This is a genomic window from Paraburkholderia sp. SECH2, from assembly GCF_030464795.1.
GTDB classification, from domain to species: Bacteria; Pseudomonadota; Gammaproteobacteria; order Burkholderiales; family Burkholderiaceae; genus Paraburkholderia; species Paraburkholderia aspalathi.
The window spans coordinates 686382-701261 of record NZ_JALPRH010000001.1; the positions used below are offsets into that span (position 1 = coordinate 686382).

Consider the following 14880-nt stretch of genomic DNA (forward strand, 5'->3'; position numbering starts at 1 on the left):
AAGGAAGGAAATGAGAAGAAAAAACAAGCACTGGAGTGAGGCTTAGGCGGAGGGTAATAACTTCCGTGGGGCACGTCTCCTGAACTGCGCTTGTATTTTTGCCCGAGTGTATATTCCCCATCCACTCGAACAAAGAGCAGAAAGGGGAATCTCTTTCGTGAAATCAGGGAAAATCCGCGTTAGAGCAAGTGCGCAAAAGCCTTTCAGCGTTATGCCTCCTCGCCTCCTCGCGGTTAACCCCTGTATCCCTGTCGACGTCTCATCGATTACGGTTCGAGCGTTCCCCATGCGAAGAGACACGTTCTTCTCAGGAACCAACCCAAATGGACCGTGAGCAGTCTCACGCCGCCTAACGCACCCATACGGAGATACGTATGAAGTTCAAGCAACTGTCTGTTTTTGTTGTTTCAGCAGGTATGGCTTTGAGTCTCCTCTCACTTCCGACGTTGCAAGCTCATGCAGCGACAAGCGATGCCGGCGCCTCCGATAGTGCGATGTCGAAGCAGGAGATGAAGGCGCAAAAGAAGGCCGACCGCAAGGCGCGCCGCGCGAAGAAAAATGCCGAGCTCAGTAAGTTGGAAAAGAACGGGTATAACCCGGCGGGCGATCAAACGAACTATCCGCAGAATCTGCAGAATGCCCAGCAGAAGGCGAATGGTCAAAAGCCTACCAACGCTCCTGCGGTCGCACCTTGACGCTTTACGCGTACTGAATCGCACGCGTGGTCAAGCTGATGATGGCTCGAGTCGCGCGGGCGATCGAACACGATCGTGGGTAGCCTGCCGTCGTGTAACAGCCGCCACCTCTGCCCACAAAAAGAAGACTACGTAAGCGCCATCCCTCCTTCGGCCTCACTCCACTTCGCAACCCATCCGGGCAACTCTGGCGACGGCTGCGTAATCTCCGACAGCTCCAGCAACTCGGCAGTCGTCACAACGCCGCCACTTCGCTTCAGGAACCGTGCTCGCACAACGGCCAATGCAACCCGCACGTCATCACGCACGAACGCTTGCTCGATGAAAATGTGCTTCTCATCCCAACCGATAACGCGAGTCTGGACGTTATAGCGGTCGCCAAGCTCGAGCGACCGATGAAAACGCATCGTTTCCAGTGTGACGACTGGATACCAGCCTTGTGCCTTCAATTGCCGCCACAGACCACTACGCATCATCAGATCGACGCGCGCCAGATCGAGGATCGTAAAGTAGCGGCCGTTGTTCATATGGAGCAAGACATCGAGGTCATTGAGCCACACTCGAAACGGCGTGACACACGTGTCGAGCACCTGCAGCCGGCTCCGGCCACGACTGGTGATTAACAAAAGCAGCAAACGAATTAGTAGGCTCATGCGAAAACCCGGTGGTAGGAACGCGCCGCGCGCGGCACAAAAGCGTGAATGGTAGTCGCGCAGATAAAATCCGGGATGCAGAGGGCGAGGCAAATCTGTAGAACATTCCCTCGAAAAGATGCGGCATGCAGTGGTGAATCACGACGTAGGGATATGTTGCCGGCGCACGCGCTTCGCCAAATGCCCGGATAATATCGCTCTGGCACGCTAATCAAGGGCACTCCAAGATGACAAAGCCTTCAATCGCAAAACGCCGTAACGGCATGGTCAAAACATTGGCGGCCTTGATGGCGTCAAGTGCGGTCTTGTCCGTGCCCGTTCCCACGCCCGCTGTCGCGCAAACGAAAGACGCCGGCGCATCGATGGCAAGCGTGTTCGCGCCGAGCGGCACGCTGCGCGCGTCGATCAATCTCGGCAATCCGATTCTGGCCAATCTTGATCCGGCAACGGGCAAACCGGTCGGCGTGTCTGTCGATCTCGCTACCGAGCTCGCCAAACGACTTGGCGTACCGCTGCAACTGATCGCGGTCAAGTCAGCGGGTGAATCGGTTGAGAACGTGAATCAGGACAAGGCAGACATCGGGTTCTTCGCCGTCGATCCGAAGCGCGGACAGGAAATCGCCTTCACCAAACCGTACGTGCTGATCGAAGGCTTTTATCTCGTACGCGACACCTCGCCGATCACCACCAACGAGGCTGTCGATCAACCCGGCGTGACGGTCGCGGTCGGCAAGGGTAGCGCCTACGATCTGTTTCTGACGCGCGAACTCCATCACGCGACAATCGTCCGGATTCCAACTTCACCGGCGGTTGTGCAGGGATTTCTGGATCAGCATCTGGACGTGGCTGCAGGCGTCAAGCAACAGCTCGAAAAAGACGCCGCTAAAGCGGGCGGATTGCGGTTACTGGACCAGCGCTTCATGGTGATCCGTCAGGCGATGGGCGTGCCAAAGGCCAAGGGCGATGAAGCGGCCACGTATCTGTCGAAGTTCGTTGAAGATATGAAAGCCTCGGGCTTCGTCGCGGCGTCATTGGCGCGGCATCACATCGCCGGTGCGGAAGTCGCAGGCAACGACGAGTAGCGCCCCCCATCCTATTCGTTCGCGACGTCCGGCATGACCTGTCCCATCTCCATCGCCTGACTGGCCGGTACGTCCTGAATGCCGATGACAATCTGGTCATCGGGCGCTCCCGTCGCGGTCTGAAACAGTTTCCAAAGACGCTGTATCAGTTCCCGCTTATATTCAGGTGGCCGCCCGGCCCGCATCAAAAGCGTGAGCGCGGCGGTCGCCGCCGGTTCTCCGGCGGTGAACCCGCTGCCCGGCGCATAGTCCTGAAACACAATATGCACCCAGTTTTTAGGCACGCCCGCAAATTCGGAATGCAATGTCGTCAGTTCCATCGCGAGCTTGGCCTTGGCGTCACTGCTTAGTGCGCCGTTCTGAGTAGTCAAGGTGTAGAGCGGCATGGGAGCGACTCCTGGACTGATGTTTCACGGGCGCTCGCATCGAAGAAAGCGCCTCTCGTAACCGGACCCTCTGCCAACGCATAGGGGCACCCAGACGATCACTCGACGTAGTTCTTCAGAATGCGCAGGTCGGTCACGGAGTACGCCATACCGAGCCGATAGCCCCGTCCGACGCGCACGGGCGCAATCAGGTTCATGTCCTCACCGGCGACTTCGGGAATCTTCAGCTCCGCCGACCCGGCCCAGACATCCACGATCGCAAGATTATCCGTGAGCGACATAGTCAATTCATCGACCGGCGGCTTCTCCTGAAGTCCCGCGGCGAGTTGAGGAAAGTAACGGCGCATCGTCGTTGGCCGGTTGAACACGGTCGTCGGGTCAGCAACAGGTTCCTCGAGCTGGATGCGGGCGGTCGCCAGCCGCTCTCCATGCGCTGACACACTCGCGCCGAAGCGGCTTCCTTTAGCAAGCGGCGCCGCTGCCAGACTGGGCGCGGAGAAACTGCGAGTCTGGTAGACGCTGGCGAGTTTCTTTGGAAAGCCCTGCGCCCATCCGCGGGCGATGGCGGCGTCGTTATCGACGAAGATGTACGGGCAGTAGTTGACCGGAACACCGTCGAAGACCGCCTCGACCAGAACGAAAGCCTCGCGGTATTGATAGCGTGCCGGGTCCGTCACCTCGTCATTGGAACCCGTGAACTGCCAATCCAGAAACCAGAAGAAGGCCCGGCCGCCGGATTTCTCGTCCACCGTGACGCCCGGCGGGAGGAGCGCCGCGATCGCTTTCTGATCGGTCCAGTATTCAATGGCGATACAGTCGCTGGAATAGTGCCAAGGCGGCAGCGTCGCCAGTGCGGACTTTCCTTGCGGAGTGATAGGGACCGAAAACGCTTTAGGCATCTCGCTTCTCCTTGATCGGCGCGACGAAAGTCGCTATACGTGGAATCCATGCGTGTCCTCCGGACGCCGCGTATCAGTTGACGCAGACCGTTCGAGGACACAACGCGCGGTCAGAATGCGATCCGCCGTAGCGCTCGATCCGGCGCGCCGCGCGAGAGCTAATAGTGCCGTGTCCCGCCTGCTACCGCTTTCGAAATCGCACGGCCGCGCAGCAGTTGTGCCCGCTCTCAGGATCAGTTCACGTCGTGCTCGACAAGGAATATCGACATTGCCTCACGCAAAGTCCGCGCTTTCTCCCGCAAACTGGCCGACGCCGAAGCGACGCCCTTCACGTGTTCGACATCGCGCTCCAGCATCGCGTCCATCTCGCCCATGCCTTGACTGAACCGATCGACATCGTGGCTCTGGGCATCACTCGACGCGCTGATGTGCTCGATCAACTTGGCCACGTCTCCCACATTGCCGACAACGTGTTGCATGGCCGTGCCGGCGCGTGTCGCGAGCGTCGAGCCGTGCTCGACACGCTGTAAAGAATCGCCAATCAGGCCTTTGATTTCACGCGCAGCGCTCGCGCTCCGATGCGCGAGCGTACGGACCTCTTCGGCCACCACCGAGAAACCCCGTCCGTGGCTGCCCGCACGGGCCGCTTCGACCGACGCATTGAGCGCGAGAAGATTTGTCTGAAACGCGATGCTCTCGATCATCGTGATCATGTCGCCCATTCGATGCACGGCGTCATTAATCTCAGTCATCTTATCGACGACTTCGCTGACAACCTGTTCGCTTTGCCGTGCTGCGGCTGAAGTTTGCCGCGCGAGGCTGTTTGCCGATGCCGCATGTTCCGCGCTTTCCCTCACCCGTTGCGCGATCTGCTCCATCGCCGTGTTGGTCGCGTTGAGCGTTTCAGCTTGCGTGCTGAATTGCTGCGACAAGGTGTGGTTTTCGGAAGCGATGTCGTCCGATGAAACAGCCATCTGGTCGATCGTCGTGGTGATGCCTCGCATCGCATCGTGGATGGCGTTGAGTGTGTCCTTGAAGGTGCGGCTGCTGGTGCCGTTGAGCTTCATCGGCGGAAGACGCAGGTCGAATTTGCCCTCTTGCTGTGAAAGGTTTTCGCCAAGAACGGCCAGTTCCCGGCCCGTCTGTGCATCGGCTTTCATATGCCATGCAATGAAAATCAGCAACCCGGCCTGGACGACTACATAGGCTGCATGCGTCAGCACGGTCGACCACGCTGGCTCGGTGAAGCAATAGACGTCCAATCCGGCAAGCTGGAGATAGTTGAACGAGAAGTGGTGCACCGCGATGACGCCGGCGGCGCAGAGAATCGGTCGCCAGTCCCGATAGGCCAGCAGGAACGACATCAGCACAAAGACGCCAAAGTGCAATTCAGTCAGACCGTGCACCTGATGAATCTGCAACGCAGCGAATGTCATCAGACTGGCCGCGAGGAAGAGACGCGTCACGAGTGCGCCTGCGCGCCAGTAAGTTAGCGTCGAGGCGATCACGACGGTAGGCAATCCGACCCACAGTACGGCGCGCAAGTTGTAGTCGCGTATCGCCAACAAGCAGGAGATCGCGAACAGGGCCCATACGACAACGAGCATGAGCCTGTCGGCCTTCACGTAAACCGTGTGCAACAACTCGTCTGGCTGTTTCATGCGGGTCTCTCAGTATCTATTTTTATTGGCCTGGTGCGGCCGCGCGCTCGCCGAATATTCTGCGGACAACGGCTTGAGCGCGCGATTGTTGACGTGGGGCCTCGTCCACGCACAATGCACCTGCATAACGGCATGCGTGACCGATTCTTTAGATCAATGGAAACCGTACTCTGGGTTACGTCGGTCGAAAATCGAATCGCTCCAGTGGTGAGGGACGACGTCTTCGAAACGGATCATCTCCACCTGGTCGCCGCGTTCGTTCCATGCAGCTTCACCACTGGGCCAGGAGTGCTGCAGATCGAATAGCAGTCTCACGCGCTGCGCATAATGCGCTGGCGGCCCCAACGGTGCCGTCCATGTCCATGCAAGGAAGCGTGCGCCGTGCACGTTCATGAGTTCGATGCGGGTCGGTTTTTCAGTCAGGCCTTCTTCACGAAAGCTATGGGCATCGTGCTCGATGGTGCGCGCAATGTACTGCAGGCCGAGATCGCGGACACTATGGCGGGACTGGGTGTGCGCGAACGCGCCGTCGACGGCGACCTTGCCCGAGACGATACGCAGCGCGCCGCCCAGATGGGCGACGATGCTATCGGGATCCCTTGTTTCGTCGTAGAGAATCTCCTGTCCTGCATGGGCGCCGTCGGGTAGCCATTTTGCGTAGACTTTTCGAGGGGTGTCCTGGTAGCGGACAACCATGTGATCGGGCCGATCGGACCATCTTCCGGATATCCGCTCCTGGCGGAACATCCTGTATTCGCAGGCGTCGCCGGGAACCATGTCGGACCTCGCGTACTCGACGAAGGCATCCGGCTTCATTGCATCCATCAGCGAAAGGATCTGAGCGTCGGTGAGGGGCAGAAGCGAGCGGCTTTCAATCCACGTTCGCAACGAAGCCGCCTGATCGCGAGCTGCGAGACACCGGAACCGGTTGACGTCCATACTCACGGTATCCGGCGTGGCAACATCGGCGCATCCCGCCGACGCGCGGGATGAAGCCAGTGAAATCGGGCTATTAGATTGGGCGTGAATGTCCGTTGAGACAAACAGGCATGTCAACGCGAACGCGCACAGCAAGGTCCGCACGGTTGCCTGCCAACCTGCGGCAAGCACCGAGCTTCGGCTTGCTGGGTGGTCTGAAATACGCGCTCCGCAAAACATCATGGGTTCAAACCGCCGCTGGTTTCCCGGCTTCTGAACGCCCGCCCGAGCATGCTGCATGCGTCGACCGCCATGGATCGCAATTGCACCTCTGAGACGAGGCCAGTCAGCGCGCATCCCGTCCCCTGACTCTCCCAGTAGAACGTGCTGCGATTACCGTCACGAAACAGGCGGAACGCCGTCGCGTCCTTTGGAACCCCTGCAACGTACATCGTGAGCCGGGCGCCTGCCGTGCTCTGATACATGAACTGCGCGGCAGGGCCGGATTCGCCGGGCAGCAAACGGCCGCCAATCAGCGAAAAGCCGTATTCCCGAAGCGAAGGCACCGACAAGCGCTGACCGAGGCGCCGTGACAGCCAGTCGACCAGTTGATCGCGTTGCGGCGCCGCTACTTCTACGGGGTGGCGTTGCTCAGGCGCGTACACCGCGAAAGCGATGTCGGCGCGCTTCGCGAACACGGGTGAATCAGCCGCGATATTCGTCGACATCCAGCCTGGTACTGAGCCGAGCGCCACGCCCATCGCCACGCACGATGCCGCCACGCCGGCCTGCTGCCACCATGACGCACGTTGGCGCACGACGATACAGCGCGCATCGTCGTGCGGTTCTCCGAACAGTGCTGTCAGCGCGGCTTTTTGCGCGCGGTAGTTCGCCACGCGCTCGGCCGCCCGAGGGTTGGTCGTCAGCCGAACGAGCGTGGTCTCGTGCTCCCTGGCGGACAGTTCGTCGTCGGCAAACGCCGATAGCGGCCGCAAATCCGGGTCGCCCAGGCCTCGCCTCGTTCGGTCTCCATGGTCGTTCATGGTTCGTTTCAAACTTCCCCCAAGCGGATGCCGCGTGATGATGGAATGTCGCGCAGAGCGCCATGCATCATTTCTAGCGTCGACACCCCGAATAAACGTACGGCGGGGCCGCTATATTCCATCAGGAACTGCGCGCAAGGTGGAATAGACGCCCCTGCAAAATCGTTTAGACGACATACGAACCACCGGCAGACTTCGATGAGCACTCGACAACAGCACGTCATCCGTTCTGTCAGCGCGGGGCTGCTAATTGCATCCGTTGCGTTGTTCGCTGGCTGCGGCGGCGGAGGCGGTGGAAGTAGCGCAAGCAGCGTGTCGATGGTTTCGATCGCCGGTACGGCGGCAACCGGCAAGGCGCTCGCGAACGCGACGATCAGCATCAACTGCGCGCGGGGCTCGATGTCGGTCACAGCAGATGCGAGCGGAAACTACCACGCGGCATTCAGCGCAGCGATGCCGTGCATGATCACTGCGACTTCGGGCGGGACGACGCTGCACTCCGCAACGTTCGCCGGCGGCACGTTCAACGTCACGCCGGAGACTGATCTGATGTTGTCGTATCTGGCGGCGCAACTCGGTACGAATGAAAGCGGGCTGATCGCCGGCTTCGCGACGAACACGCAATTTCAGCAGACGCTGCAGAATCAGACGAACGTTCTGACTGCGCAGGCCGCTGTCGTCCAGAACCTGCAGCAAAAGTACAGTGTTACGCTTTCCACCGCCAATTTTCTGACCACCGCATTCACTGTCGGTCAGCCAGGCGAGGACAGCGATCTCGAAGCGCTCCTATCTCTTGGCGCAATCGACGCCAATGGAGAACCGGACGCGGCCGCCGTCTCACTTATCGCGACGACGGGGGCCGCACATCCGATTGCCACATCGCCAAATACCGGCACAAACGGGACCGGTGGAACCGGGGTAGGCGGCACGGGAAGCATGGGCGGAATGATGTGAGGCAACACGACACACGCTCAACCGACACCACTCACGCATAGGTCAGGTCAATTCCACGGTGAAGTCACCCGCAGAATGGCTGCGGCTGGAATCGGGTGAACTCGTGCGAAACAGCGCGGTGAACTCCTCCGCAGGCAGAGGCCGTGAGAAGAGATAGCCCTGTCCCGCCTGGCACGACCATTCCCGAAGCAGTCTTGCCTGCTCACTCGTTTCAATCCCCTCGGCCGTGACGGACAGTCCAAGAGACTGCGCCATGGAAATCACAGCACGAACGATCGCATCGTCTTCCGCACTCGTGCCAATGCCCTGAACAAAGGATCGATCGATTTTCAGCACATCCAGCGGCAGCCTGCGAAGATAACTGAGCGATGAATAGCCCGTACCAAAGTCGTCGATTGCGATTGTGACGCCAAAGTCTTTCAGCTTCTGGAGCGTCTCGATACTCTTTTCGGTATCCCGCATGATCAGACCCTCCGTAACCTCCAGTTTCAGCGAGGCTGCCTCGATGCGAGCGTTGGAGAGCGCCGCAGCCACGTCGGCAACGAGGTGGGGATCATCGAACTGCCGAGGCGAGAGATTGACGCTAATCTGCAGCGGCGGTTCTGTTGGGAACTCCCGTTGCCAGCGGGCGACTTGCAGGCACGCCTCTTCCAGTACGTATCGTCCGAGCGGAATGATCAGGCCGCTCTCTTCTGCAATCGCAATGAACTCGGACGGCGGCAACAAACCTCGCGTGGGGTGCTGCCACCGCACGAGCGCTTCCATTTCCCGGAACCCTGCCTCCTGAAGCTGCATGATGGGCTGGAAATACACGCGTAGATCGCGATGCTCGATCGCGTAACGCAGGTCCGTTTCAATCTCCAGCTTCTTGACTGCTTCAGCGTGCATGTTCTCTTCGAAAACCACGTAACGACCCTTTCCGCCGTTCTTGGCCCGGTACATCGCAACGTCGGCGTCCCGCAACAACGTGTCAGCATCGCCGCGGCCGCGCCCCGCGTGCGCGAATGCCAACCCGACGCTCGCGCTGACGATGTACTGCTTGTTGTCGAGATCGAACGGCTGACTGAATTGCGCAAGAATGTTGTCTGCGACCAGGGTGCCTTCGCTCGTCGCTTCGCTGCCCAAGTGTTCCAGCAGGATGACGAACTCGTCTCCGCCCAGTCGTGCGACTGTGTCAGTCGGACGAACACATCCTTCGAGACGCTTGGCCGCTGCGATCAGCAGCCGGTCTCCCACATGATGTCCAAGACTGTCGTTCACCCGCTTGAAGTTGTCCAGGTCGATGAAAACGACGCCGATCATCGCGTTACGCTCACGAGCGCGAGCTTCGGCCTGGCTAATACGATCCAGCAGCAGTGCGCGGTTCGGTAACGAGGTGAGCGTATCGTAGAACGCCCGTCGCGCGAGCTGCTCCTCGAAGTTCTTTCTTTCGGTGGTGTCGCTCGCGGTCGCCACGATTGCGCCGACGGCCGGTTCGTCCAAAAGGTTCGTCAAGGTAAGCTGAATATAGCGCCACGCGTTGCCTTCGCCTCGAGTACGGATCTCGATGGATTTCGTGGATCGAGCCGTCGACGATACGGTCTCCAACAGGCCCTGCAGCGTGGGACGGTCGATGGGATGAATCGGATCGAGCAGACTGGTGCCGACGAGCTGGCCCATGTTCTTCAAGGGGTCCGGTCGTCGCGTCGGCGCCTCGTAAGTCACAGTCCCGTTGACGTTGGAAACGAGTATCGCATCCGACGTGTTGGCGACAAGCGCCTGCAATCTCTGTTCGCTCGTGCGCAGCGCGTTCTGAGCCGCCGCGTCCACGTTCTTGCGAATGCGCCGCAGCATCTGAAGAAACAGCAGCGCGAGCCCCACGCCAATCGCCAGCACTACAGGGGTCGATATCAGGACGACCCGTTGTACGGCAACGAGCCGTTCGAGTTGCTTCGTCGCATCGTCGCGGTGCTGTGCTGCTGCTGCGAGAACCTTTTGCTCGATATCGTCGAAGAGCGGATCGGCCGAGTCCTCGTCGATCTCATTGGCTCTGGCGATATCGTGATCGTCGACGGCCTTGAACATCGGCTTGGCGAACGATCGATACTTCGCGTGCTTCTCCAGCAGGCCGCGCAGCATCACGCTGCTGTCGGGCTCAAGTGTCATTGCCTTCTTTAGCGCCGCGTCGAGTGCTTCACCGGCCTCGCGGTGCTCGCGAAGAACCTCCGGGCGTGGGTCCTGGAAGTACTTGCGCTCGGCCGATTCCTCCCACGCAACGCTATAGCGGGCTTCCTCGAAAGCGTTATCCGCCTCGTTGGCGGCTTGCGCGGCGAAACCGGCACTCAAACTTTCATACGCGCCCCAGAAGGCCAGGAGCGGCACACTCAACAGAACGAGGACGAGACCAAATACTGCCGTGCGGCGCGCGGGGGGCACGTTCGACGACGTCTGCTCAACTTGGTCTTCTGCTGCGTTGCGTCGCCATAGATATCGACGCCTTTGGGTGCCCTTCTGTCTGATCACGATTGCTCCGATGTGGAACGGCACGTCGACCAGGTGACCTGTTCGAGCAGGTTGGGCGGAAGGAAACTGAAAGTGTCAGTCCGCCCGTAGACGACGTGCGCATCCGGAAGTCGTGATCCGACGCACCGCTCGGTTCGTTCGTTGACTCCGAACCGAGCAAATGACGGACGACTCCGATCCCGGTCCACGTTATGTCGGACCACCGCTTATTAACGGCACGCTCCGGTTTTTTCTAAAGGTCTCGCGTGGGTGGACTGCAGTGCGCGCGTCAGTCGCGAACTAGAACAGCGGATGCGCTTGCGGATACAGCGCGGTCCTGAGGGCGAGGCCACCAAGGACAACGAAGATGATCGCGGCCAGAATGTGGACCGCCTTTGTTGGCAGGCGATCCGCAAATTTGTGTCCAAGGTAGATGACGGGCACATTTGCCAACATCATGCCGAGCGTCGTGCCGGCAACCACACCGAAAAACTCGTGAAAGCGCGCCGCCAGAGCAATCGTGACGATTTGGGTTTTATCGCCCATCTCGGCGAGAAAGAATGTGAGTGCGGTTGTGCCGAACACGCCCATCGAATTTTTCGTCAGAACCGCGTCGGCGTCGTCCAGCTTGTCCGGAACGAGAATCCACACCGCCATCACGGCGAACGACGCGACAACCGCCCAATTCAGAATGCCTGGACTCAGAACGCTCGCAAGCCACGCGCCGAGTGCGCCAGATGCACCATGGTTGATGAGCGTAGCGGCAAAAACACCAAGGATGATGGGGATGGGCTTGCGATATCGCGCTGCCAGAACCAGGGACAGAAGCTGAGTCTTGTCGCCGATTTCAGCAAGGCCGACCACACTGGTCGAAATGAGGAAGGATTGCATGGGGGTTGTTGTATCCGGGCCGCGCAGAAAAAACGCGATGACGCGCATTCCGGCGACCCGGTTAGGTCGGAATGCGAGTCATCGGTCTTGCCAGGCATTTAGCTGCACACGCCATAGCGGGTCTTTCGACTCGCCAAGTATGTTGACGTGCGCCCTCGAACATGGCGTTCGAGGCGGCTACTCCCCAATGAGCAGGCGCGATTCTATCGCGCCATGTGTCGCAGAAGCAAGTCGCCACAATAGCGCTTTTCGCGGTTGAACGTTGCTCCGCGCGCCTATTATTACGAATGCCTTTCGTGCGCGATATGTTCGCCTCTTTCTTTGGGGAGTCGTCCGCTCCTACCCAGAAGCGCCCGCGCCAACATCTATTCGACGGCGGCAGCGATCGGTCTTTCGGTTCTCTTCGCTGCTGCTGTGTTGGCGAGCGGGCAACTGAAATCATCTCAGGTGATGGTCGTTAGCCCACCGCGCCTCACTCCAATGTCGTTGGATCGACGAGCCAGCGTGAACCAGCGTGGACTACGCGCGATGGCACAACATATGCGTCGATTCGTACAAGCGTCCGGCCGCTCGTCCAGTCCTTATCCTCTACTCACCCAAGGAGCGCATCATGAAAGCACTAACGATCATGGACCTTTCCACGTCCATTGACCTGGACCGCGAGGCGATGGCCGAGATTCACGGAGGCCGCATGAAGATCATCGGCCAACATGCCAACGGCGCAATATTGACGTCGGCCGACGGCGAGCCCGTCAGCGTCTACGTCGATGGCGTGCTGCAGAATTCTGTTGGCGACGGCTTTTACCACGTTTGATATGGCCAGGTGAGGCGCGCACTCTGTGGCGCGCCCCGTCGACGTTGCCCGGTACTCGTGTCCTATAGTCCACCGGGCACATCACGGGCGAGCGTTGCAAATCGACCCTGAGCCGTCATTCGGATCACCATGTCGGCAACGACCGCTTCTCGGTCCGATCACCAGCACGCGTTTAGCGAAGCGCGTGGCCGCTGTGACTTCGTCGTGAGGCGCCGCTATTTGAACTTGACGAGGTCCTTGAAGATCAGTTGACCCCAGGTATTCCCTCTGCCTTGGACAAGCAAGCCGCCATCCTTGAGCGGTCCTAGCGCAATCGGCGCGAAACCGAGTTGTTCGGCCAAAGCAGCGACCGGTGCCACCGCATTTTCGTCATCGCTCGACAAAAACACGACGCGGCTGCCGCCATTCAGGCTCGGATCAGCGGCCAGAACGGCAGCGGGCAGATGGTTAAAGCCCTTTACGAACCTTGCGCCGGTAAACGCTTTGGCGACAACCGCAGCCGACGGCTGACCTTCCAGATCTTCAACGGGAACACCGAAACCATTTGTCGTGTCGATGATCGTCTTGCCCTGCCAGGTTGGGATCTGCTTCGCGACTTCGCGATGTTCCCAAAACGGAACCGCGAGGAAGATCGTGTCGGACGCGATTGCATCCTGCAGCGTCGCGGGGACAACGGTGGGGCCGATCGCTCGTGCCTGTTGCATCAACGCCTCGGGAGGGCGCCGGCTGGCGACGATCACATCGATGTTCTTTCTTGCAAACGCTCGGGCGAGTGCCTGGCCTATCGCGCCAAAGCCAATAATCGAATAGTTCATGCGGACTCTCCATTCAGTACTGTAAGGAATCCAAATTTATCGACACAAATCAGATCATCTTTGTCGAGTTGAAAGGTCCTTCTACGCGCCTTTCGGCGCGATTTCAGATGGCCGAGAAGCCGCCGTCGACAGACAACTCCACCCCATTCACGAAGCTCGAATCGTCTGACGCAAGAAACAGCGCGACCGTCGCAATTTCCTCAGGACGCCCCATCTTTCCCCGCGGGATCAGGGATTCGAACATGCGCTTCGCCTCCTCGGTGAGAACCTGGTCCTGCATCGGTGTGGCGATCGGCCCCGGGCTCAGCACGTTCACCCGGATATTCCTGCCCCTCAGTTCGTTAAGCCAAGTGCGTGCGAATGAGCGCAACGCCGCCTTGCTCGCCGCATACACGCCATAACCAGGGAAACCTTTCACCGAAGCAACTGACCCGGTCATGAAGATCGACCCGCCATCGTTAAACAGCGGCAACGCCTTCTGAACCGTAAACAGCGTTCCGCGCGTATTCAGACCGAAGGTCGCATCGAAGTGCTGCTCGGTAATCTCGCCCAGTGGGACGGCTTCGCCCGTGCCTGCGCTCGCGAACAGGATGTCGATCTTGCCCTTTTCCCGCTTGACTGTATCGAACAGGCGATCGAGGTCATCCAGATTGGCCCCGTCGCCGCGCACGCCGGTCACGTTCCGGCCAATCAGTTTGACGGCTTCGTCGAGCGCCTCCTGCCTCCGGCCCGTGATGAAGACATAGGCGCCTTCTTCAACGAACCGCTTGGCGCTCGCCAGCGCCATGCCGCTTGATCCACCCGTGATGACTGCAACCTTACCCTCGAGCTTTCGCATGACATCTCCTTTCGTGGTGTCGTACTGCGCGTCTGTTCCCATCTGCACGAATGTGCTGTATCTTGTGGATCACTGATCCGGATACAGGTTCATTATATTCGGATCACTGATCCGTTTGTCAAGGCAATTTATGCGAGCTGACGCCAGAAAGAATTACGACCATCTCATTGCAGTCGCGCGTGACGTCGTCACCGAGCATGGTGCCGATGCATCCATGCGAGATATCGCCCGCCGGGCCGACGTCGGGTTGGCGACACTATTTCGCCATTTCCCGACACGAGAAGCCTTGTTCGAAGCGTTGCTGCGCATGAAAGTGGACGAACTGATACAGCAGGCAGCCGAACTCGAAACGTCGAATCCACCTGACGAAGCGCTGGTGTCCTGGTTTCGCGAAGGGGTTGCATTCGTTCGTACCTATAACGGTATCTGCGCCTTGTTTGCGACCGCGCACGCGGATCCGGACTCCGCGCTTCACGCTTCGAGCACAGCGCTGCGTTCAGCGGGCGCGCGACTACTGCTCCGCGCTCAAGCCGAGGGAACGGCGCGCGCCGATATCGATGGAGTCGACCTGTTCGCCCTGATGTCGGCGTTCGGCTGGCTCGTCGGCCAGCCTGGATTCGCGCCACGGGGGGATCATCTCTTTCACGTTATTACGGGCGCCATCCTGGCAAATCGGCCTGGCAACGATATCAAGAAGGCAGCGTTCTAGCGGCCCTCCTGTCACGCTGGTGACTTAAGGTCCGCTTACAT

At 59.4% G+C, this 14880-nt stretch carries 15 protein-coding genes and 1 riboswitch; of the genes, 5 read left to right on the top strand and 10 right to left on the bottom strand.

The genetic code is table 11. The features are described 5' to 3' along the window. The first annotated feature begins 374 nt into the window (after window positions 1-374). Window positions 375-695 (top strand): DUF4148 domain-containing protein, encoded by a 321-nt coding sequence (locus M0D66_RS03145; protein WP_093634135.1) that lies wholly within the window; start codon window positions 375-377, stop codon window positions 693-695. Between the two features lie 128 nt (window positions 696-823). Here the strand turns inward: M0D66_RS03145 and M0D66_RS03150 are convergent, their stop codons facing one another. Further along, window positions 824-1348, bottom strand: coding sequence for a thioesterase family protein (locus M0D66_RS03150; protein WP_266208963.1), 525 nt, complete (start codon window positions 1346-1348; stop codon window positions 824-826). A gap of 362 nt (window positions 1349-1710) precedes the next feature. Here M0D66_RS03150 and M0D66_RS03155 point away from each other — a divergent pair, with 362 nt between their 5' ends. Further along, window positions 1711-2430 carry an ABC transporter substrate-binding protein gene (locus tag M0D66_RS03155; protein ID WP_266209142.1) on the top strand — a complete coding sequence of 240 codons (720 nt, stop codon included), beginning with the start codon at window positions 1711-1713 and terminating at the stop codon, window positions 2428-2430. Window positions 2431-2441: 11 nt separating this feature from the next. Here M0D66_RS03155 and M0D66_RS03160 read toward each other — a convergent pair whose 3' ends face one another. The 5 genes from M0D66_RS03160 to M0D66_RS03180 all read right to left on the bottom strand — a co-directional run bounded on the left by M0D66_RS03160 (window position 2442) and on the right by M0D66_RS03180 (window position 7337). Further along, on the bottom strand, window positions 2442-2816 hold the full coding sequence (locus M0D66_RS03160; protein ID WP_266208964.1) for a tautomerase family protein: 375 nt from the start codon (window positions 2814-2816) through the stop codon (window positions 2442-2444). Window positions 2817-2914: 98 nt separating this feature from the next. After that, the gene (locus M0D66_RS03165) at window positions 2915-3715 is read right to left on the bottom strand and encodes an acetoacetate decarboxylase family protein (RefSeq protein ID WP_200653004.1); all 801 of its coding nucleotides are present in this window, start codon (window positions 3713-3715) and stop codon (window positions 2915-2917) included. Between the two features lie 233 nt (window positions 3716-3948). Next, a complete protein-coding gene (locus M0D66_RS03170) occupies window positions 3949-5376 on the bottom strand; it encodes a methyl-accepting chemotaxis protein (protein WP_266208965.1) in 1428 nt (475 codons plus the stop codon). Window positions 5377-5529: 153 nt separating this feature from the next. Then, window positions 5530-6315, bottom strand: coding sequence for a DUF1571 domain-containing protein (locus M0D66_RS03175; protein WP_266208966.1), 786 nt, complete (start codon window positions 6313-6315; stop codon window positions 5530-5532). A 218-nt stretch (window positions 6316-6533) separates the two neighbouring features. Beyond that, window positions 6534-7337, bottom strand: coding sequence for an anti-sigma factor (locus M0D66_RS03180; protein ID WP_266208967.1), 804 nt, complete (start codon window positions 7335-7337; stop codon window positions 6534-6536). A 198-nt stretch (window positions 7338-7535) separates the two neighbouring features. On the opposite strand from M0D66_RS03180, the gene M0D66_RS03185 reads away from it, so the two are divergent. After that, window positions 7536-8291: a hypothetical protein gene (locus M0D66_RS03185; RefSeq protein ID WP_266208968.1), complete on the top strand. Its 756-nt coding sequence runs from the start codon at window positions 7536-7538 to the stop codon at window positions 8289-8291. A 42-nt stretch (window positions 8292-8333) separates the two neighbouring features. Here M0D66_RS03185 and M0D66_RS03190 read toward each other — a convergent pair whose 3' ends face one another. Then, a complete protein-coding gene (locus M0D66_RS03190; protein WP_301772690.1) occupies window positions 8334-10355 on the bottom strand; it encodes a bifunctional diguanylate cyclase/phosphodiesterase in 2022 nt (673 codons plus the stop codon). 717 nt (window positions 10356-11072) lie between these two features. Next, the gene (locus tag M0D66_RS03195; RefSeq protein WP_093634427.1) at window positions 11073-11663 is read right to left on the bottom strand and encodes a TMEM165/GDT1 family protein; all 591 of its coding nucleotides are present in this window, start codon (window positions 11661-11663) and stop codon (window positions 11073-11075) included. Window positions 11664-11674: 11 nt separating this feature from the next. Continuing rightward, window positions 11675-11861, bottom strand: a riboswitch (yybP-ykoY riboswitch). A 412-nt stretch (window positions 11862-12273) separates the two neighbouring features. Here M0D66_RS03195 and M0D66_RS03200 point away from each other — a divergent pair. Then, window positions 12274-12477, top strand: a complete 204-nt coding sequence (locus M0D66_RS03200) for a hypothetical protein (protein ID WP_266208971.1) — start codon at window positions 12274-12276, stop codon at window positions 12475-12477. Between the two features lie 215 nt (window positions 12478-12692). Here the strand turns inward: M0D66_RS03200 and M0D66_RS03205 are convergent, their stop codons facing one another. Both M0D66_RS03205 and M0D66_RS03210 read right to left on the bottom strand, forming a co-directional pair. Further along, window positions 12693-13292: an NADPH-dependent F420 reductase gene (locus M0D66_RS03205; RefSeq protein ID WP_266208972.1), complete on the bottom strand. Its 600-nt coding sequence runs from the start codon at window positions 13290-13292 to the stop codon at window positions 12693-12695. Between the two features lie 103 nt (window positions 13293-13395). Then, window positions 13396-14130 carry an SDR family NAD(P)-dependent oxidoreductase gene (locus M0D66_RS03210; RefSeq protein WP_266208973.1) on the bottom strand — a complete coding sequence of 245 codons (735 nt, stop codon included), beginning with the start codon at window positions 14128-14130 and terminating at the stop codon, window positions 13396-13398. A 130-nt stretch (window positions 14131-14260) separates the two neighbouring features. Here M0D66_RS03210 and M0D66_RS03215 point away from each other — a divergent pair, with 130 nt between their 5' ends. Further along, complete coding sequence (locus tag M0D66_RS03215; protein ID WP_211707725.1) at window positions 14261-14839, top strand: TetR/AcrR family transcriptional regulator; 579 nt, start codon at window positions 14261-14263, stop codon at window positions 14837-14839. Window positions 14840-14880: the final 41 nt, after the last annotated feature.